The sequence below is a fragment of the Arthrobacter sp. K5 genome, from assembly GCF_040448525.1.
In the GTDB taxonomy this organism is placed as follows: domain Bacteria; phylum Actinomycetota; class Actinomycetes; order Actinomycetales; family Micrococcaceae; genus Arthrobacter; species Arthrobacter globiformis.
Map to the genome: position 1 here is coordinate 797,041 of NZ_CP159279.1, position 19,161 is coordinate 816,201.

Annotated in this window: 18 protein-coding genes; 5 read left to right on the forward strand and 13 right to left on the reverse strand. The window is 65.5% G+C overall.

The features are described from left to right. Nucleotides 1-102: 102 nt before the first annotated feature. From era to ABRP34_RS03480, 4 genes are read right to left on the reverse strand one after another with little or no spacing between them, the layout of a single operon-like run. Nucleotides 103-1,062, reverse strand: coding sequence for a GTPase Era (era, locus tag ABRP34_RS03465; protein WP_353712271.1), 960 nt, complete (start codon nt 1,060-1,062; stop codon nt 103-105). Continuing rightward, nucleotides 1,046-2,389 (reverse strand): hemolysin family protein, encoded by a 1,344-nt coding sequence (locus tag ABRP34_RS03470; RefSeq protein ID WP_353712272.1) that lies wholly within the window; start codon nt 2,387-2,389, stop codon nt 1,046-1,048. Before ABRP34_RS03470 ends, era begins: the two co-directional genes overlap by 17 nt. Further along, a complete protein-coding gene (ybeY, locus tag ABRP34_RS03475) occupies nt 2,386-2,859 on the reverse strand; it encodes an rRNA maturation RNase YbeY (RefSeq protein WP_353712273.1) in 474 nt (157 codons plus the stop codon). Before ybeY ends, ABRP34_RS03470 begins: the two co-directional genes overlap by 4 nt. Then, nucleotides 2,843-3,943, reverse strand: a complete 1,101-nt coding sequence (locus ABRP34_RS03480) for a PhoH family protein (protein WP_003800832.1) — start codon at nt 3,941-3,943, stop codon at nt 2,843-2,845. Before ABRP34_RS03480 ends, ybeY begins: the two co-directional genes overlap by 17 nt. Before the next feature lie 345 nt (nt 3,944-4,288). Here ABRP34_RS03480 and ABRP34_RS03485 point away from each other — a divergent pair, with 345 nt between their 5' ends. Next, on the forward strand, nt 4,289-5,206 hold the full coding sequence (locus ABRP34_RS03485; RefSeq protein ID WP_353712274.1) for a GerMN domain-containing protein: 918 nt from the start codon (nt 4,289-4,291) through the stop codon (nt 5,204-5,206). 51 nt (nt 5,207-5,257) lie between these two features. Here the strand turns inward: ABRP34_RS03485 and ABRP34_RS03490 are convergent, their stop codons facing one another. Genes ABRP34_RS03490 through hrcA form a run of 3 tightly spaced genes read right to left on the reverse strand, consistent with a single transcriptional unit; the run spans nt 5,258 to nt 8,230 of the window. Continuing rightward, a complete protein-coding gene (locus tag ABRP34_RS03490) occupies nt 5,258-6,028 on the reverse strand; it encodes a 16S rRNA (uracil(1498)-N(3))-methyltransferase (RefSeq protein WP_353712275.1) in 771 nt (256 codons plus the stop codon). A gap of 2 nt (nt 6,029-6,030) precedes the next feature. Beyond that, the gene (gene dnaJ, locus ABRP34_RS03495; RefSeq protein WP_003800829.1) at nt 6,031-7,158 is read right to left on the reverse strand and encodes a molecular chaperone DnaJ; all 1,128 of its coding nucleotides are present in this window, start codon (nt 7,156-7,158) and stop codon (nt 6,031-6,033) included. Between the two features lie 58 nt (nt 7,159-7,216). Beyond that, nucleotides 7,217-8,230: a heat-inducible transcriptional repressor HrcA gene (hrcA, locus tag ABRP34_RS03500; protein WP_003800828.1), complete on the reverse strand. Its 1,014-nt coding sequence runs from the start codon at nt 8,228-8,230 to the stop codon at nt 7,217-7,219. Nucleotides 8,231-8,441: 211 nt separating this feature from the next. On the opposite strand from hrcA, the gene ABRP34_RS03505 reads away from it, so the two are divergent. Both ABRP34_RS03505 and ABRP34_RS03510 read left to right on the forward strand, forming a co-directional pair. Then, nucleotides 8,442-9,293: a DUF3097 domain-containing protein gene (locus ABRP34_RS03505; RefSeq protein ID WP_353712276.1), complete on the forward strand. Its 852-nt coding sequence runs from the start codon at nt 8,442-8,444 to the stop codon at nt 9,291-9,293. Nucleotides 9,294-9,425: 132 nt separating this feature from the next. Beyond that, nucleotides 9,426-9,845: a DUF4870 domain-containing protein gene (locus ABRP34_RS03510; protein WP_003800826.1), complete on the forward strand. Its 420-nt coding sequence runs from the start codon at nt 9,426-9,428 to the stop codon at nt 9,843-9,845. Between the two features lie 82 nt (nt 9,846-9,927). Here the strand turns inward: ABRP34_RS03510 and hemW are convergent, their stop codons facing one another. Next, entirely contained in the window at nt 9,928-11,157 is a 1,230-nt protein-coding gene (hemW, locus tag ABRP34_RS03515) for a radical SAM family heme chaperone HemW (protein ID WP_353712277.1), read from the reverse strand. A gap of 39 nt (nt 11,158-11,196) precedes the next feature. Further along, nucleotides 11,197-13,050, reverse strand: coding sequence for a translation elongation factor 4 (gene lepA, locus ABRP34_RS03520; RefSeq protein WP_003800824.1), 1,854 nt, complete (start codon nt 13,048-13,050; stop codon nt 11,197-11,199). A 181-nt stretch (nt 13,051-13,231) separates the two neighbouring features. On the opposite strand from lepA, the gene ABRP34_RS03525 reads away from it, so the two are divergent. Beyond that, nucleotides 13,232-13,792, forward strand: a complete 561-nt coding sequence (locus tag ABRP34_RS03525) for a type II toxin-antitoxin system PemK/MazF family toxin (RefSeq protein WP_353712278.1) — start codon at nt 13,232-13,234, stop codon at nt 13,790-13,792. Between the two features lie 185 nt (nt 13,793-13,977). Continuing rightward, entirely contained in the window at nt 13,978-14,238 is a 261-nt protein-coding gene (rpsT, locus tag ABRP34_RS03530) for a 30S ribosomal protein S20 (protein ID WP_003800822.1), read from the forward strand. 214 nt (nt 14,239-14,452) lie between these two features. Here the strand turns inward: rpsT and holA are convergent, their stop codons facing one another. The 4 genes from holA to ABRP34_RS03550 form a co-directional block, all read right to left on the reverse strand. Further along, the gene (holA, locus tag ABRP34_RS03535) at nt 14,453-15,466 is read right to left on the reverse strand and encodes a DNA polymerase III subunit delta (RefSeq protein WP_353712279.1); all 1,014 of its coding nucleotides are present in this window, start codon (nt 15,464-15,466) and stop codon (nt 14,453-14,455) included. Continuing rightward, on the reverse strand, nt 15,403-16,314 hold the full coding sequence (locus ABRP34_RS03540) for a ComEC/Rec2 family competence protein (RefSeq protein ID WP_353713299.1): 912 nt from the start codon (nt 16,312-16,314) through the stop codon (nt 15,403-15,405). Before ABRP34_RS03540 ends, holA begins: the two co-directional genes overlap by 64 nt. A gap of 494 nt (nt 16,315-16,808) precedes the next feature. After that, nucleotides 16,809-18,263 carry a hypothetical protein gene (locus ABRP34_RS03545; protein ID WP_353712280.1) on the reverse strand — a complete coding sequence of 485 codons (1,455 nt, stop codon included), beginning with the start codon at nt 18,261-18,263 and terminating at the stop codon, nt 16,809-16,811. A gap of 349 nt (nt 18,264-18,612) precedes the next feature. Continuing rightward, on the reverse strand, nt 18,613-18,864 hold the full coding sequence (locus ABRP34_RS03550; RefSeq protein WP_353712281.1) for a helix-turn-helix domain-containing protein: 252 nt from the start codon (nt 18,862-18,864) through the stop codon (nt 18,613-18,615). Between the last annotated feature and the right edge of the window lie 297 nt (nt 18,865-19,161).

Sequence of the window (19,161 nt, forward strand, 5' to 3'; positions counted from 1 at the left end):
GGATCCGGCCTATTTTAGTAGCCGTTTCTGGGAAAACGCCGGAAATCCAGCGTTCGCGGCCCGGCGCACAGACGCCGGCCCCGGATTGCAGGCGGCAGCGGGTCAGAACCCGAGCTTCACCAGCTGCTTCGGGTCGCGCTGCCAGTCCTTGGCCACCTTGACGTGCAGGTCGAGATAGATGCGGGTGCCCAAGAGCGCCTCGATGCCCTTCCGGGCGTTGGTGCCGACCTCCCGCAGGCGGCTTCCACCCTTGCCGATGATGATTGCCTTCTGCGACGGGCGCTCCACGTAGAGGTTGACGCGGACGTCGAGGAGCGGGTTGTCTTCGGTCCGGCCCTCGCGCGGAACGATTTCCTCCACCACCACGGCCAGTGAGTGGGGCAGCTCGTCGCGGACACCCTCCAGGGCGGCCTCCCGGATGAGTTCGGCCACCATGACCGCCTCCGGCTCATCGGTCAGCTCGCCGTCCGGATAGAGCGGAGGCGACGGCGGCATGTGGCTGATCAGGACGTCCGCCACCGTGCCCACCTGGAACCCGTCCGCAGCCGAAACCGGAACAATGTCCTTCCAGCCGTCCTCGCCCAACACTTCCCTGCCGAGCTCGGCGACGGCCAGCAGCTGCTCCGTCAGGGCCTGCCGGTCCACCAGGTCTGCCTTGGTGACAAGGGCAATCACCGGCTTGCGGCCGACGGCGGCGAGCTGGGCGGCAATGAACTTGTCACCGGGGCCGATCTTCTCGTTGGCGGGGATGCAGAACCCGATCGCGTCCACTTCTGAGAGCGTGTCCGCCACGAGATCGTTAAGCCGCTTGCCCAGCAGCGTGCGGGGCCGGTGCAGGCCCGGGGTGTCAACGAGGATCAGCTGGGCGTCCTCGCGGTGGACGATTCCGCGGATGGTGTGCCGCGTGGTCTGCGGCTTGGCTGACGTGATGGCCACCTTCTTGCCCACCAGGGCGTTGGTGAGGGTGGATTTGCCCGCGTTGGGGCGGCCCACCAGCACCGCGAATCCGGCATGGTACCCGCCGAACGGCTCGCCGCCGCCGGCCTTATTCTGCTTGCTCACGTGGAACTCCCTGTTGCATTGATTCGGCCTCGTCGAGAAGTTCTTCAAGGTCAGTATTTTGTGGAACGGGGCCTTTAGGGGCGGCGCCCGCAATGATGTGGCTGACACGGTTCCGGCGGCCTTCCAGCCGCTCGGCGCGCAGCGAAACGCCGTCGACGTCCACGGCACTGCCCACGATCGGGACCCGCCCGAGGGCCTTGGCCAGCAGGCCGCCCACGGTGTCCACCTCGTCGTCGTCCAGTTCGATGCCGAACAGCTCGCCCAGATCGTCGATCCCCATCCGGGCACTTACCCGGTACGTGCCGTCGCCCAGGTCGACGACGGCGGCGCTCTCGGAGTCGTATTCATCCACGATTTCGCCGACGAGCTCTTCGATCAGGTCCTCGAGCGTCACCAGCCCTGCGGTGCCGCCGTATTCGTCGATGACGATGGCCACGTGGGTGGATTCCTTCTGGAGTTCCCGCAGGAGGTCGCTCACCGGCTTGGAATCCGGAACGTAACGGACCTCACGGGCCAGTGCATCCACCACGGGCGGTTCGGCCTCCGGGTCCATGCTGTGGATCGCGGCGGCCACATCCTTGAGGTAGATGATGCCCAGGATCTGGTCCGTGTTTTCGCCGATGACGGGGATCCTGGAATAGCCGGACCGCAGGAAAAGGGCCATCGCGCTGTGCAGGCTCGAACCGGCGTCGATGGTCAGGATGTCCGTCCGCGGCACCATGACCGCGCGGACCAGGGTGTCACCGAACTCGAAGACGGACTGGATGAGTTCGGCCTCGTTGTCCTCGATCATGTCCGACTCGGTGGCCCGGTCAACCAGTTCGCGGAACTCCTCCTCGCTGAAGTAGGAGTCGTCCCCGTTGGGCGAACCCGGGGCCACCGAGCTGCCCAGCCGGACCAGCCAGGCGGGGATGGGTCCGAGGATCCAGGCCAGGAACCGGACCAGTGACGCCGAATACTGCGCCACGGCCGCCGGGTGCGAACGGCCCAGCTGGCGCGGCGAGACCCCCACCAGCACAAACCCGAGAATCGCCATGATGCCTGTGGCGGCCAGGCCGGCCAGCCAGACGCTGTCCAGCAGGCTGTAAAGCAGCACAGCCACGGCCACGGCGGAGGCCGATTCGAACCAGATCCGCCAGAAACGCAGGGCACGCATGTGCGTCATCGGCTGATCCAGGATCCTCCGCAGGGCCGGGCCCCGGCTCCCCTGCACCGCCTGCTCGGCGTCGTGGCGCGGGAGAAAGCTGAACGCCGCCTCGGCAGCAGTCAGCAGCGCTGCGGCACCGAGAAACGCCAGCGCCATGCAGACAAGGAGCAGGGAGGTCACTGGGTGGTCTCGGCCGGTGCTTCTTTGCCGGTGAATGCCGTCAGCAGGTCGCGCTGCAGGCCGAACATTTCTGCCTTCTCCTCGGGTTCGGCGTGGTCATAGCCGAGCAGGTGGAGGATTCCGTGCGTAGTCAGGAGCAGCATCTCGTCCTGCGTGGAGTGTCCGGCGTTGCGGGCCTGGACCTCCGCCACCTGCGGGCAGACCGCGATGTCGCCAAGCATGCCCTGCGGCGTCGGCTTGTCCGGGGTTCCCGGGGTGAGCTCGTCCATGGGCACGGAGAGCACGTCGGTGGCTCCGGGCTCATCCATGAGCTCGATGTGCAGTTTTTCCATGGCCGGCTCGTCCACCAGCAGGATGGACAGCTCCGCCTGCGGATGGATGTACAGCTGCTCGAAGATGAAGCGTGCCAGCGCCACCAGCTGGGCTTCGTCCACCTGGATGCCGGACTCGTTGTTAACTTCGATGCTCATGCGTGCTCTCCCGTCGTTCCCGGGGAACGGAATGCTTGACCCGGTTGCGTTGTGCTTCGTCCCAGATGCTGTAGGCGTTGACGATGTCCCCCACCAGGCGGTGGCGGACGACGTCGGCGGCGTCCAGAACGGAGAAGCTGACGTCGTCGATTCCGGTGAGGATCTCCTCGACGATGCGCAGGCCGGAGCGGGTTCCGAACGGAAGGTCCACCTGCGTGACGTCGCCGGTGACCACCATCTTGGAGCCGAAGCCCAGGCGGGTCAGGAACATCTTCATCTGTTCCGGCGTGGTGTTCTGTGCCTCGTCAAGAATGATGAAGGCGTCATTCAGTGTCCGGCCCCGCATGTAGGCCAGCGGCGCCACTTCGATCGTTCCGGCCGCCATCAGCCGGGGGATGGACTCGGGGTCCATCATGTCGTGCAGCGCGTCGTACAGCGGGCGCAGGTACGGGTCGATCTTGTCGCTGAGCGTGCCGGGCAGGAAGCCGAGCCGCTCGCCCGCTTCGACGGCGGGGCGGGTGAGGATGATCCGGCTGACTTCCTTCTGCTGCAGGGCCTGCACCGCCTTGGCCACCGCGAGGTAGGTCTTGCCGGTACCGGCGGGGCCGATCCCGAAGATCACCGTGTTCGCGTCGATGGCGTCCACGTAGTTCTTCTGGTTCAGCGTCTTGGGCCTGATGGTTTTGCCGCGGCTGGACAGGATGTCGTGCGTCAGCACCTCTACCGGGTTCTGCAGCGACTGGCTGCGGAGCAGCGACACCAGCTGCTGGAGAACTGCCGGCGTAATAATGGTGCCGCGGGCCACGAGCCCCCGGACCTCGTGGAGCAGGCGCATGATCCGCGGAACATCGGCCGCGGGTCCGTTGATGGAGAGTTCGTTGCCGCGGACGTGGAAACTGACGGCCGGAAACTGGTCCTCGATGAAGCGGAGGGCCTCGTCGTGGCTTCCCAGCGACTGCACCATCTGATCAGAGTTATCGAAGATGACCACCTCCGTCCGGACACCGGGAAGAGTATGGGGGAATTCGCCCGTGGTTCGGTCCCCCGTGTTGAGGCGGCGCTTTCCGTTGGCTGATTCAGTCATGGTGACGGCCCGCAGGCCTTCAGTTCCCTCCAGTTCGGAATATAACTCGTTTGTGTCTTTACATCTTACGCCAGCGCACGCCTCGGCCAGCCGTCCCGGAAGGTCACAGCGGACCGCAATTCCGTAACGCGTTCCCGCAATTAGGTATCAACTTTGTATCGGCCTCATATCGTTCCCGTTGCAGTTCGGCCGCCTGCCGCGAAAGGCACGCTGTGCCCCAAAGACTCGTGTAATGCTGGAAAAGGAGCTCGCCGGAAACGGTCCGGCCTGCCCGCCAGCAACTGCCTATTCGAAGGGATCGCCAGCATCAGTCAGCAAGGAACTCCGGGACGGAAAGTACCGCGGATGCGCTCCGTGCTGCTCTCCGCGCTGCTTCCGGCTGCCCTGCTGATGTCCGGGTGCATCGCCGATCCTGACCCCGCGGTGACCTCCGCCAACTCTCCGACGTCCTCGTCGCGCCGGGCGGCGGGCACGGACGGCGTCCCCACTACCAGCGCGCCACTGGAAACGACGCAGTCCTCGAACAAGGCGCCGGTCTACTGGATCGGGCGCAGCAACAGCAACGTGTTCCTGTACCGCGAGTTCCGCGACGTGCCGGACGATGAGAACCCGATCACGCGGGCCCTTCGCGCCATGATGTCGGAGACACCGCTGGATCCGGACTTCTTCACGCCGTGGCAGAACCCCAAGAACCTCGCGACGTCGATCTCGGGCACCAACGTCATTACCGTGGACGTTTCCGCCGATGCCTTCAACAGCAACCTCGACGCGGACATGGCCCAGCGGGCCATCCAGCAACTGGTATACACCGCAACCGCCGCGGGGGCCAGTTCTGGCCTGATTGACGCCGGCCAGCAGATCGAGGTAGTGATCCTGGTGGACGGGCACACCGATTACCTGGCCTTCAAGCACGTCAAGCTCGGTGCCCCCACGTCGCGCAGTGCCGGAATGGTGGCGCCGGTGTGGATCATCGATCCGCAGCAGGGCACCGAAGTCAGCGACGGCCGGGTCAAGATCTCCGGACGAAGCACCGTCCCCAACGGCAAACTCCACTGGCGCATCCTCAAGGTCCAGGACAACGGCGACAAGGAAAGCTACCTGATTGGGGAGGCCACGGCGGCCTCGGATCCGGCCGCCTCCGGAGTCTTCGGCATCACGGTCAATCTCGCGCCCGGCAACTACGAGGTGCGGGTCTCCCAGATCGACCCGGGCAAGCCTGAAGACGAACTCAACGTGGACACGCGCGGGTTCACCGTTCGCTAAGTCCCCCAGTGCACTGGGCTTACCGGTCGCTAGCGCGTTCGCTGGTTGAGGCTACCAGCGGCCCAGGACGTCGCTTGCTACCACGACGCCGGCCGGTCCCGCCGTCGATGACCGCAGGACGTGCGGACCCAACAGTGCCGTGACCGCCCCGGCACTGCACAGCCGGGTGACCTCCCGGGGACTGATGCCCCCTTCGGGACCAACGATGAGGAGGATCTCTCCGGAGTCGGCCGCCTCCTGGCGCTCCTCCGACCACTTGCAGAGGACCCGCCGCAGCGGCGTCACTGCATCTTCGTGCAGGATCACGGCAAGGCCGGCTTCCGCCACGGTCTTTGCCAGGGCCTGGGTGTCGACGGCGGGACGCACCTCAGGGATCCAGGCGCGGCGCGCCTGCTTAGCAGCCGCAGCCACGGTGGACTGCCATTTCCCGTGCGCCTTGGCCGCCCGGTCACCCTTCCACCTGACGATGGACCGTTCGGACTGCCAGGGAATCACGGCGTCGATCCCCAACTCGGTGGCTGTTTCGATCGCGAGTTCATCCCGGTCACCCTTGGCGAGGGCCTGGACCAGGACCAGGCGCACGTCCGGCCGCGGTTCCACGCTGACGGAGGTGCATTCGACCGTCAGCTCGGCGGGGGCGGCACCGGTCACCGTTCCAGTGATGCGTTTGCCGGCGCCGTCGGCCAGGTCCACCTGCTCCCCCACCGCCAGGCGCTTGACGGTCACCGCGTGCCGGGCCTCGGCGCCGTCGAGGACGAACAGAGAACCGGGAACCGTGCCGTCCAGCGCGCCGGCCGGGGTGAAGAATACGGGGTTGCTCACCGCTACAGGTTACCGAGGCGGTCCCGCAGTTTGGCGAAGACGCCGCCGCTGGCTGCAAGCTTGCCCTCGGAGAACTGCTCGCCGCGGAGCTTGGCCAGCTGCCGGAGCAGGTCCTCCTGGGCGGGGTCGAGCTTGGACGGGGTTTCCACCTGCAGGTGGACCTTGAGGTCGCCGCGGCCGTAGCCCCGCAGGTGGGTGACGCCGAGGCCGCGGAGGGTGATGATCTCGCCGGACTGCGTGCCCGCCTTGACGTCGATCTCCTGCTTGCCATCGAAGGTTTCAAGGCTCAGTTCCGTGCCAAGGGCAGCGGCGGTCATCGGAATGTTCAGGGTCGCGTGGAGGTCGTCGCCCTCGCGGACGTAAGTGGCATCGTTGTTGACCCGGATTTCCACGTAAAGGTCGCCGGACGGGCCGCCCGCGGGGCCGGCCTCACCCTGCCCGGAGAGCTGGATCCGCGTTCCGGTGGCCACACCGGCCGGAACCTTGATGGTCAGGGAACGGCGGCTGCGGATGCGGCCCTGGCCGCTGCATTCGTTGCAGGGGTCCTTGATGACCGTGCCGAAGCCCTCGCATGAGCCGCAGGGGGCGGCGGTCATGACCTGGCCGAGGATGGAACGGACCGCCCGCTGAACCTGTCCGCTGCCGCCGCAGATGTCGCAGCGCTCGGGATGCGTGCCCGGCTGGCAGCAGGAGCCTTCACAGGTGGGGCAGGTGACGGCCGTGTCCACTTCCAGCTTCTTGTTGACGCCGAAAACGGCATCGCGCAGGTCGATCCGGACGCTGATGAGCGCGTCCTGGCCGCGGCGGACGCGGGACGCGGGCCCGGAGGTCCCGCCCGCGCCAAAGAAGGTGTCGAAGATGTCCTGGAACGCGAAGCCTTGGCCGGCGTAACCGCCGCCGCCGAAGCCGTTGTCGGTGCCGTTCTCGTTACCGGTCGTGTCGTAGACCCTGCGCTTCTGCGGATCGGACAACACTTCATAGGCGTGGGTGACGGCCTTGAACCGTTCGGCTGCGTCTTCCCCGGAGTTGACGTCCGGGTGAAGCGAGCGGGCCAGCTTGCGGTAGGCCTTTTTGATCTCCTCGCCGGTGGCTTCCGGGGAGACTCCAAGAACGTCGTAGTGGCTGCTCAAAGTTCGTATCTCTTCCTGGTTGTACTGCCTGTGGTCAAAGGATGTCCGGGGCGTGCGGTCACGGGCCCAGAATCCTCGAAAGGTAGCGGGCCACGGCGCGCACGGCGGCCATGGTGGTGGGATAGTCCATCCGGGTGGGGCCAAGGATGCCCACCTTGGCGCTGGCGTCGGGGCCGTAGCCGGTGGCCACCACCGACGCCTCGGCCAGCCCGTCGTAGGGGTTTTCGCGGCCGATGCTGACGGCCACGCCCCGGGGGTCCTGCGCCATGTCGCTTAGGAGCCGCAGCATCACAACCTGCTCCTCGAGGGCTTCCAACACGGGTCCGATGCTGAGCGGGAAGTCCACGTTGGACCGCGCCAGGTTGGCCGTTCCGGCCAGGACCATCCGGTCCTCCCGGCTGTTGTGGGCGAGGCCCTCCAGTCCCTTGCCGAGGGCCATCGCAACGGGGCGCTCGGCCGGCGTGCAGCCGGCCACGACGGCGGCCAGGTGCTGGGGCAGGATGGCCACCGGCGTGCCGGCCACGCCGGTCAGGAACCGGGTGCGCAGGGAGGCGAGCGTGTCGTCGGACAGGTCCTGTCCGGCGTCGACGACGCGCTGGTCCACCTTGCCGGAGTCGGCGATCAGAACGATCAGCACCTTCCGCGGCGCCAGCAGCACGAATTCAATGTGCCGGACCACGGCGCGGCTCAGGTGCGGGTACTGCACGACGGCGACCTGGTTGGTCAGTTGGGACAGGAGCCGGGCCGTCCGGTCCAGCACGTCATCGAGGTCCTCCGACCCCTCCAAGAGGGTCTGGATGGCGCGCTTCTCCGCCGGGGAGAGCGGCTTGACCGCCGAGATCTGGTCGACGAACAGGCGGTAACCCTTGTCCGTGGGAATCCTGCCGGCGCTGGTGTGCGGGGCCGTAATCAGGCCCTCGTCCTCCAGCGCCGCCATGTCGTTCCGGATGGTGGCGCTGGAAACGCCCAGGTGGTGCCGTTCCACCAGGGCTTTGGAGCCGACAGGTTCGCGGGAATGGACATAGTCCTCCACGATGGCGCGCAGCACCTCTAGCTTCCGTGGTTCGCTCACAGTCCACCTCCTTTTGGCCATACCCGCGCCGGGCGTTAATCCTGCCCGCAACGCTGTGGTTAGCACTCGACATGCCTAAGTGCTAACAAGTCTAATATGAGTCGCCGCGTTGTTAGCATTGGTACCGCTCCGGGCGAAATTCCGGGCGCCTGTCCCCCGGCGGCATGTCCGCGGCCGGAGCGGCTCCTTCCGAGTGCAGAGCGGTGAACGAATGCAGTACCAGACCTGGGGCGCGCAGGAGATCGCAGCGCCCGCCAAGAACAGCCTGCCCGAGGTCCCGGTGGAGCGCGGCATGGTGCTCGAGGACGTCCAGTCCGGCTGGGTGGGCGCAGTAACCCGTGTGGAGAAGTCCGGCGGCATGCACCTGGTGGCGCTCGAAGACCGCCGCGGAAAGTCACGGTCCTTCAAGCTGGGCTTCGGATTCCTCCTGGAGGGGCAGCCGATCCGCCTGATGCCCCCGGCCCCCAAAGCCAAGCCCGCAGGGCAGGGCACCGCGCGGACGGCGTCGGGTTCAGTCCGGGTGGAAGGGCAGCGCGCGCAGGTCGCCAAAGCTAGCCGGATCTGGGTTGAAGGCAAGCATGATGCTGAACTCGTGGAAAAAGTCTGGGGCGACGACCTCCGGGTGGAGGGCATCGTCGTCGAGCCCCTCCATGGCATCGACGACCTGGCGGCGGCAGTTGCCTCCTTCCGTCCCGGTCACGGCCGCCGGCTTGGCGTTCTGGTGGACCACCTGGTCCCGGATTCCAAGGAGTCCAGGATCGCCGACGCCGTGATGGCGTCCCCCGGCGCCGCCGGGAACGTGCTGATCGTGGGCCACCCGTACGTCGACGTCTGGCAGGCGATCCGGCCATCGGTTCTGGGCATTCCGCAGTGGCCGGTGGTGCCGCGCGGCACGGACTGGAAAACCGGTATCCTCACGGCTTTCGGCTGGCCGCACGAGACGAAGGAAGACATTGGCCTCGGTTGGCAGAGACTCCTTGGCGCCGTGCGCACCTACGCCGACCTTGAGCCTGCCCTGCTGGGCCGGGTGGAAGAAGTCATCGATTTCCTCACTGTTCCATAGATCCGATCCCGCGAATCGGCGTTGGGCCCGCGATTGCCCGTACGGGCCGGTATCCTTGGTACGGCGCCACCGCACCGCGGCCCCGGCGCCTCCAACGCACTATCGCACCAACGCAAGCTAAAGGAAGACACCGTGGCAGAAGACGCTCGCGACCGCAGGGACACACAGTCCGGCCAGGACCTGCCCCAGTACCATGGGGTTCCGGCCAATGCGCTTCCGCTGACCGCCAGCGAGGACCGGCAGTGGGCCACCCTGGCGCACTTCGGGGGCATCCTCGGCTGTGTTCCGGCACTGCTGATTTACCTCATCTTCCGCGACCGCGGCCCGTTCACCGCGCAGGAGTCCAAGGAAGCCCTCAACTTCACCCTGCCGCCGACGATTGCAGCCTTCGTGGCCAACCTCCTGGTGCTACTTCCCGTCGTCGGCAATCTGTTCGCCGTCGTGGCCACGCTCATCTGGATTGCGCTGACCTGCTTCGCGGTGTCCGCGGGCGTCCACGTCAACAAGGGCCAGCCGCACCGGTACCAGTACAACCTCCGCTGGATTAAGTAAGCGCACAAGACAGCGGCCCCAGACCTGTTCGGTTCTGGGGCCGCTGTTGTTAAGCCTTGCGCCGGTGGCGCCTCCGGGAGCTTCAGTCCGGCAGGATCCTGCGGACCACGGCGTCGGCCAGCAGCCGGCCCTTCAGCGTAAGAACCAGGCGGCCCCTGAAGGCATCCTCGGGAACCACAAGGCCCTCGGCGATCAGCCCGGCCACGGCCTTCCGGCCCGAGGGTGAGAGCGCAGCGGTTTCCAGCCCGGAGGATAGGCGGGCTTCCAGCATGACCTTTTCGACGCTCCGGGTTTCCGCGTCGAGGGTCTCCCGACCTGCCGCCGGCGAGGCGCCTGAGGCAAGCCGGCCGGCATACGCGGTGGGGTGCTTGACGTTCCACCAGCGCACCCCGCCCACATGCGAGTGCGCGCCGGGTCCGATGCCCCACCAGTCATCCCCGCGCCAGTAGGCGAGGTTGTGACGGCACGCCTGCTGCGGCGTCGCGGACCAGTTGCTGACCTCGTACCAGTGCAGGCCGGCGTCGGAAATCATCCGGTCGGCGAGTTCATATTTGTCGGCATGGTCGTCGTCGTCGATGCCCGGAACTTCGCCACGGCGGATCTGGGCGGCGAGCTTGGTGCCGTCCTCCACAATCAATGCGTAGGCGCTGATGTGGTCCGGCCGGTACGAGAGTGCGGTCTCCAGGGAGTAACGCCAGTCGTCCAGTGACTCGCCGGGCGTGCCGTAGATGAGGTCCAGGCTGACGGCGAGTCCGGCGTCGCGCGCCCACTGCACCACGAGCGGGACTCGGCTCGGAGTGTGGGTGCGGTCGAGGACCTTCAGCACGTGCGGCACGGCGGACTGCATGCCGAAGGAGACCCGTGTGAAGCCCGCGTCCGCGAGCAGCTGCAGAGACTCCGGCGTGACGGAATCCGGGTTGGCTTCCGTGGTCACCTCGGCACCGGGTTCGATCCCCCACGTGTCTATGGCGGCACGGAGGATTCGAGCCAGATCCTCGGCCGGCAGGAGCGTGGGCGTGCCGCCGCCGAAGAAGACGGTGCTCAGCTTGCGGGCAGGCAGGCCCGACTCCCCAAGGACCCGCGCGGCAAAGTCCACCTCCGAGATGGCGGTGGAGGCGTAGGCGTCCTGGGACGCGCCGCCGCCAAGCTCGGTTGCGGTGTAGGTGTTGAAGTCGCAGTAACCGCAGCGCACCGCGCAAAACGGGATGTGCACGTAGAGCCCGAAGGCCCGGTTGGCTGCCCCGCTGGCCGCCTGCTCCGGCAGGAGGCCATCCGACGGCGCGGGGTCACCCAGGGGAAGAACGCTAGGCATGCGTGCGGCCTCCGGAGATTGCAGCCACGGTTTTCACCACTACTTCTTGGCCTTGTCCTTGGATTCGTCGGTGGTCAGGGCGGCGATGAAGGCTTCCTGCGGCACTTCCACGCGCCCCACCATCTTCATGCGCTTCTTGCCTTCCTTCTGCTTTTCCAGCAGTTTGCGCTTACGGGAGATGTCACCGCCGTAGCACTTGGCCAGAACGTCCTTGCGGATGGCGCGGATGGACTCGCGGGCGATGATCCTGGACCCGATGGCCGCCTGGATGGGCACCTCGAACTGCTGGCGCGGGATAAGTTCGCGCAGCTTGCCGGTCATCATTACGCCGTAGGCATAGGCCTTGTCCTTGTGGGTGATGGCGCTGAAGGCGTCCACCTGTTCGCCCTGGAGCAGGATGTCCACCTTGACAAGGTCGGCGACCTGTTCGCCGTCGGCCTTCCAGTCCAGCGAGGCGTAGCCGCGCGTCTTGGACTTGAGCAGGTCGAAGAAGTCGAAAACAATTTCGGCCAAGGGCATCCAGTACCGCAGCTCGACCCGGTCCTCGGACAGGTAGTCCATGCCGCGCATGACGCCGCGGCGGCCCTGGCAGAGCTCCATGATGGCACCGACGAACTCGTTGGGCGCGAGGATTGTCGCGGCCACCATGGGTTCGCGGACCTCGTTGATCTTCCCGGAGGGGAACTCGCTGGGGTTGGTCACAGTGACCACGTTCTTGTCCTCGAGCGTGACCTCGTAGACCACGTTCGGGGCCGTGGAAATCAGGTCCAGGTTGAATTCGCGTTCGAGGCGCTCACGGACGATCTCCAGGTGCAGCAGGCCGAGGAAGCCCACGCGGAAGCCGAAGCCGAGTGCTGCGGAGGTTTCCGGTTCGTAGATCAGGGCGGCGTCGTTCAGCTTGAGCTTGTCCAGTGCGTCGCGGAGCACCGGGTAGTCGGTGCCGTCCAGCGGGTAGAGGCCCGAGAACACCATCGGTTTGGGATCCGCATAGCCGCTCAGCGATTCCGCGGCGGGCTTGGCGAGGTTGGTGACGGTGTCACCCACCTTCGACTGGCGGACATCCTTCACACCGGTGATGAGGTACCCCACCTCGCCGACGCCCAGGCCCTTGGACGGGATGGGCTCCGGGGAGCTGACGCCGATTTCCAGGAGTTCGTGGCTGGCCTTGGTGGACATCATCTGGATCCGCTCGCGCGGGTGCAGCATCCCGTCCACCACGCGGACATAGGTGACCACGCCGCGGTACGTGTCGTAGACAGAGTCGAAGATCATGGCCCGGGCAGGTGCATCGGGGTCGCCGACCGGTGCGGGCAGGTCGCGCACGATCTTGTCCAGCAGTGCCTCGACACCCACGCCGGTCTTGCCGGAGACCAGCAGCACGTCTTCGGGATCGCCGCCGATCAGGCTGGCCAGTTCGGCGGCGTACTTCTCCGGCTGGGCGGCCGGCAGGTCGATCTTGTTCAGGACCGGGATGATGGTGAGGTCGTTTTCCATGGCCAGGTACAGGTTGGCCAGCGTCTGGGCCTCGATGCCCTGCGCTGCGTCCACCAGCAGAACGGCCCCCTCGCAGGCGGCGAGCGAACGGGACACCTCGTAGGTGAAGTCCACGTGGCCCGGCGTGTCGATCATGTTCAGGGCGTAGCTCTTGCCGTCGAGTTCCCAGGGCATGCGGACGGCCTGGGACTTGATGGTGATGCCGCGCTCGCGCTCGATATCCATGCGGTCCAGATACTGGGCCTTCATGTCGCGGGACTGCACGACGCCGGTGAACTGCAGCATGCGGTCGGCCAGGGTGGACTTACCGTGGTCAATGTGCGCGATGATGCAGAAATTCCGAATAATGGCCGGATCTGTCGCGGCGGGCACCGGGGCGGTGCGGGCCATGGGAGACACGCAGGGTCCTTACTGTTGGCATTTCAGCGGCGTTGTTCAGGCTGAACTCTGGCCATCCTGCTGCCTGCCGCAATATCTGAACCTCTAGTCTCCCACGTCCCGGGCGCTGGCAGTACATTTCGTGCGGCCGCACGCCCGGAGGTCCGGCAGGTGCGGAGGCCGCGCCGGTAGGGTGGCCCGCATGGCATTGAACTTCTCCTCCATCGGCGGCGCCGTCCGAGCGTCGCTGCGCTTCCTCGGGGTGCTAAGGAAACCGGCGGGCCGGACTCCGGCGCCCGCCACTCGGGCGCCCGACCCGGGCAGGTCCGGAAACGCGGCCCGACTCCGGGCCGGCGTAACGGGGACCTACCCGGGCGACTTCACCGGCACGGCGACGCTGCGGTATTCCCCTTCCCCGGACGGCCGCCCGGACCCCGGCGAGATCGTGTGGACCTGGGTTCCCTTCGAAGAGGACCATTCACGGGGCAAGGACCGGCCGGTCCTCCTTGTTGGCAGCCATGGGCGGTACCTGCTGGGTCTGATGCTGACCAGCAAGGACCATGACGGCCACCCGCGTGCCCGCCGCGATTATGTGGATATCGGCACCGGCCCCTGGGACAGGCAGGGCCGCCCCAGCGAGGCCAAGCTGGACCGCGTCCTGCAGATCCATCCGGCCGACATTCGGCGCGAGGGCTCGGTTCTGGAGCGGAAGAAGTTTAGGCTGGTGGCGGACGAGTTACGGCTGCTGCGCGGCTGGAAATGACGCCGGCGCGCCGTCCGCGGGCTGAATGGCCACAAATGGCCGCGACCTGCTAAGATTTATAGCTGTGTGTCCGTGCAGGTCGACGGTCACTGATGGCTGGCCGCCATAGGTATCCCCACGCCGCTCAGTCAAGGCCAGCCTGAAAGCCCTCTAGACCATTTCCGCATTACAAAGAGAGTTCACACGTGGCAAATATCAAGTCCCAGAAGAAGCGCATCCTGACCAACGAGAAGGCCCGCCTGCGCAACAACGCAGTCAAGTCTGAGCTGAAGACGGCCATCCGCGCCGTCAACACCGCCGTTGAGTCCTCCGACAAGGAAGCTGCTACTACTGCGCTCGTTTCTGCCAGCCGCAAGCTGGACAAGGCTGTCAGCAAGGGTGTTCTGCACAAGAACAACGCTGCAAACCGCAAGTCGGCGATCTCCAAGAAGGTCAACGCACTCTAAGGTTTTCCAGTTCATCTGAACTGATGCTTGTGGCCGGCACCGTTGGTGCCGGCCACTTCTCTTTTAACTTCCGACGGCGGTGCTTCCCGACGGGGTCCCCGGACTTCCGGCCCCCGTTCCGAGTCCGGCCACTTCAGACCGCGTCCACCGGGTGCAGGACCGGGAGGCGGCCAGTTCCGCCTCCTTCGCGTCCGCCAATTCCCGGGGCGCCGGGCTATCGACCGCGGGCAGCCGCCGCTATCACCGTCACGGCGTGTTCCACAGCGTAGACCGGATCACGCGACAGTCCCTTGACCTGCGCGTCGGCTTCGGCCGTGACCTGGATGGACCGCGCCAGGCCCTCTGGCGTCCACCTCCGCACGTCCCGCTGTGCCTGCTCCACCAGCCACGGCTGCATGCCCAACTGCTTGGCGATCTGAGCCGCCGAGCCCTTGGCGCCGGCGACCTTGGCGACTGTCCGCAGCTTCGCCGCCAGGGCCGCGACCAGCGGCACCGGATCGGCACCGGTGGCCAGAGCGTGACGGAGCGTGGACAGCGCCACCGGACCGTTGCCTGCCATCGCGGCGTCTGCCACCTTGAAGGCCGTTGCTTCGACCCTGCCGCCGTAGTAGCGGTCGACCATGTCAGCGTCGACGGCTGTGGAGGCGTCGGCAATGAGCTGGCTGCACGCCGCCGCCAGTTCGGACAGATTGGCGCCCACAGCGTTGACCAGGGACTGCACTGCTTCCGGAGTGATCCGCCTGCCGGCGGCCTTGAACTCCGCGGTGACAAAGGCGGTCTTTTCCGCATCTTTTTTCAACAGCTGGCAGTCGACGGTCGGCCATCCCCCGGCCTTCACGGCGTCGAGAAGCTTCTTGCCGCGGGTTCCGCCGCCGTGCCGGAGCACGAGGACAGCGTCCTGTTCCACGCGCTTGAGATAGGTCAGTGCGTCCGCCAGGAAGGCATCGTTCATCGCTTCGAGGCCGTCCACCTCGATTAGCTTGTTCTCACCGAACAGTGACGGACTGACATTCATGGCCAGCGCCCCGGCCTCGTACGTACCGGCACTGAGCCTGGTAACCTCCACGTCCGGCGCGGCCGCCCGTACCTGTGTCCGGACACGGTCCATCGCCCGGATGCCGAGGTACTCCTCGGGACCCGTAATCAGGACGACAGCCGCAGGGGTTACGTCCCGCCAGGACGCCGAATTGGCTGCCGGCGTCTTCGGTCGTTGCTGGGCAGCGGCCACTGGTGATTCCTCCCGGAGTTCAGATTGCAGACTCTAAGTGTCCCATGAGCACTCGTACGGCCGCCGCAGAACGTGGCCTCCGGCAGCCGGTCAAGGAGCCGGGCAATGCCGGCGTGTGCGTCCAGAACGAGTTTGACTGTGCCGGCGGGATGGGCGGCCATCCATACGGCGAGCAAGGTCACAAGGGAGAACAACAGCATGGTCAGCAACCCGAACACGCCCTCCGGCCAAGGAGGCGCGGCGCCGGGAAGACCTGCCGTGAACCGGGCGATGGATGCCACACCACCGGCAAATAGGCCGGCCACACCGATCAGGACCGCCGCCAGCCAGGGTGCGAAGGGCAGCAACGCCACGGCAGCCGTGCCCAGGATGGTGACGGGTGCTACGAGCGGGGCAACAAGCACATTGGCCAGCAGCGAATAGGTCGAAAACTGCGGCTGCAGCACCACGATGACGGGGCCGCACAGGACTTGGGCTGACAGGGGTACGGCGATAGCTGCCGCCACCCAGCGTGGCACGCTCGCCGGAAACCAGCCCATGATGCACGGGCCCAGCACAATGATCCCCAGGGTGGCAAGGACGGAGAGCAGGAACCCGAAGCTGACGCCCAGTTCCGGCTCCACGAGGAGCAGCGCGATCACGGCCAGGCACAGGAAACTCAGCCCGCGGCCGGCCCGGCCGCCTGCCAGGGACGCGACAGCAACCGCGCCCATCAGCGATGCCCTCAGCACGCTGGCATCGGGACCCACCATGAGGACGAACAAGCCGAGGCCGGACAGAGCGACAGCCGCGGCCGGAATCCTGGCAAGGCTCAGCGAGCGTGCCGCCAGCAGCAGGGCGCCGAGTATGAGGCTGCAGTTGGCCCCAGTGAATGTTCACACAGGAGGTGGGTAGTCCAGACCCGACGTTTCGCCTGGTGACAGCCCATTTGGAACATCGTCTGCCTCTCGCAGCGGCGTTTGGGGCCTGCTAACAGTTCTTCTCCTATTCATTCTCTATTCGACTGGCGAACAAGGAAGGTCAGATTGGTCCATCAAATGATCACTCGTGTGATGGGTAACCCAGTACACCTAAGACCACCTCACCGCCGGACCCATAAGCGTTGGTTATCGGCCGCTGATAGGTGGGATGCTGAGATGGTCGAAAGGAGCGTCACGCGGCAAAGAGCCTGAGCGAGCTCCTCGCTGAGCACTCGTAAGACCGCACTCCAAGTAGACGCGCACAAGAGGTGCATGCTCACGGTCATCGAAGCGTTCCGCCTGCGTCGAGTGCGCGCCCGAAACGAGGAGCACCGAGGGAGGTCTGCCGCGATACCTCTCGAGGAGGCTCCCTGTTGAGTGCGTTACTCCGACTCCCCTAGCGACTCCTGGAGTAGGATGTTGAGGATCTCTGGCGCATCGAGACTCTCCCCACCTCCATGCAGCTCTTCAAAGAGTTCCCGGACGGGTTCAATGGGCATCCAGGCTGGCATGTCGCGATATCTTCTGTCGAACCGAAGGACCTCCCATGTGCGTGGGTCGAGCTGCTCACTCCAGCCGGCACAGGATACGATCATTGCTCGCAGCACACCTGGATTCGCCTCTAGACCGTGAGCCAAACGATCATGCACGTGCTCATTTGACAGCACGCACGCGAAGGCGCTCATCATGGCCTGCCCATGCATGTCATTGCCTTGCCATGCGCTTTCGCTAGCCCAGTCCGTGTCGTCCAACACACGACCGAGCCGTTCCAGCGCTGCCGCTCCAACCGCGCTCTCATTACCGTGGCTGCGAGCATGCTCCTGGAGAAGTGCAACTGCGGCGCAAGCCGGGAGTCGGCGTCCGTCTTCTTCAATGATCCTGAGCTGCTCTTGTTCGCCGGCGTTGCGCGCCACGGCAACCGCGAGGGCGGCCGTCGTATCGAGCGTTAGAGGCAGTAGATGCGCGGTGGGGGGTAGTTTCGCGGCAAAACTGGTGGCGTCCGCAACGCGCCGCCGAAGGGCAGGATCATACGGCCGATGGGTGACTCTATGGAAAGGGCGTGCCTCGTCCAGCAGCGCCCTATGCTCAGCGAGAGGATCTGGACCTTCAGCGACAGCAATTGCTTCCGAAATCACGGGTAACTCGATGTTTTCACCACGCGATGCGCGAATGAATGCGTCGATTACTTCGCGAAGCTCAGTAAGTGACGAATTGAATCCAGCATCATCCTCGGGGTTTGACTGTCCAGTCCACGTTGACGCTGTCCTCACGACACTGGAGATCACTTGCTCTAACACGTCACACCACGGTGCCACTTGGTCCCGCGTAGCGCGAACGGCAGCTAGCTCAATCCGGGCAGCGTCAGCCAGGGGCTGAATTTCCTTGAGCGCGTCGGCCAACGCGTTGCTAATGCCTTCCCGCATCGGGCGAGCTTCCGCCACCGATGGTTCGAGGTAAACGGGATTTCCGTCCTCGTCCCACATGTTGTAGGATCTGCGGGTTCGCTCCCTTAGTTGCTGCCAGCGTCCCGCCCATGCTCGGACACCTGAGCGAGTGCGCTCGGCCGCAAGACGAAGCGCTTCTACCCGTCGTGCCAGTTCAACGGTGGACGCCGCATGGAGCGTATCGAGGGATTCGGATGCTACCAGCACCTCTGTCGCCTCGTCGTCGTTGATCGGCCAATTGCGCCGAATTTGTTCGTACTCCGCGACCTGCCGCGCTTTCCACTCTCGAAGAAGATCGGCCGGGTATGGGTCCGGATTCTCATCAACCTCGTACGAATGCTCGATACAAAGAAGGATGAGGTTGTCGAATGCCCGGTTCTCCTCTGCAGGCATATCAACCCAGCGGGGGCCGCCCTTTCGCCGAGCATGAATGTGCGCGACTCGGCTGTTCAGTACGCGATCTCCGTTCTGGTCTGAGACCTTGTACAGAGGTCGGTTGCAATCGGGATGCGCGCACCGAAACGCCGATGCGTACAGCTCGCGCACTGTGGAAGGTTTTGGAAGGGGGTAGGCGGAGACAGTCATAGCCCCAAGTTTCTCATCGTGCCTCGCTTCGCCGATGTTCACGACGTCATTCGGCATTACCGATTAACCCGACACACCATCAGGGCCTGAACGTCACCAGCCCAGACCCAAACGCACCCAGCTCGTAATTTTGACGGTCACGCCCACCAGCGAACGGCTACTCACCGTCTGGCTCCCCCTCGTCTATGAGCTCACCGGCGGCGATGCGTTCCGCCGTGCGCCGGTAAGCCTCAGTGACGTAGTCGTCGATGTCCTGGCGGCCGATGCGCCACTGGCCGCGCCCACCGACCTGAATGGCGCGGAGTTCTCCGGTCTTGATGAGGCCCCGGATGAGGCTCTGCTTCACGTTCAGCTCTTCGGCTGCCTGCTCGATGGTCAGGAAGCGGCGCTGTGAGGGTTGGTCGGTCACCGGCTCATCCTATGCGTCTATGCCGCTCGAAACCGTGCGACGTCGTAGCTGGCCGACTATCCCAGCTTGTGCTGCGACCTGATCCGATGGCGTCAGGAATGTCTATGAACAGTTTTGGCACGCAGCTACAAGCCGCCACGACTGCGACTTCGTGGCTTTTGAAGCTTTCGCAGCTGCCCACGAGGACGCCAAATACGCGTTCGGAGCCCCGCCGACCAGGAGAGCCAATGCTCGTAAGCCCCTCGAGATCGCGAAGCGGTGGCGTCCGTAAGAAGGCGCAGAAGCTCCGCCGTCAAC

Excerpts from the sequence above, each read along its gene's own strand:
- ABRP34_RS03545 (WP_353712280.1), bottom strand. The coding sequence starts at position 18,263 with ATGCCTGCAGAGGAGAACCGGGCATTCGACAACCTCATCCTTCTTTGT.
- ABRP34_RS03505 (WP_353712276.1), top strand. The coding sequence starts at position 8,442 with ATGCAGTACCAGACCTGGGGCGCGCAGGAGATCGCAGCGCCCGCCAAG.
- ybeY (WP_353712273.1), bottom strand. The coding sequence starts at position 2,859 with ATGAGCATCGAAGTTAACAACGAGTCCGGCATCCAGGTGGACGAAGCC.
- ABRP34_RS03525 (WP_353712278.1), top strand. The coding sequence starts at position 13,232 with ATGGCATTGAACTTCTCCTCCATCGGCGGCGCCGTCCGAGCGTCGCTG.
- ABRP34_RS03485 (WP_353712274.1), top strand. The coding sequence starts at position 4,289 with ATGCGCTCCGTGCTGCTCTCCGCGCTGCTTCCGGCTGCCCTGCTGATG.
- hemW (WP_353712277.1), bottom strand. The coding sequence starts at position 11,157 with ATGCCTAGCGTTCTTCCCCTGGGTGACCCCGCGCCGTCGGATGGCCTC.
- ABRP34_RS03480 (WP_003800832.1), bottom strand. The coding sequence starts at position 3,943 with ATGACTGAATCAGCCAACGGAAAGCGCCGCCTCAACACGGGGGACCGA.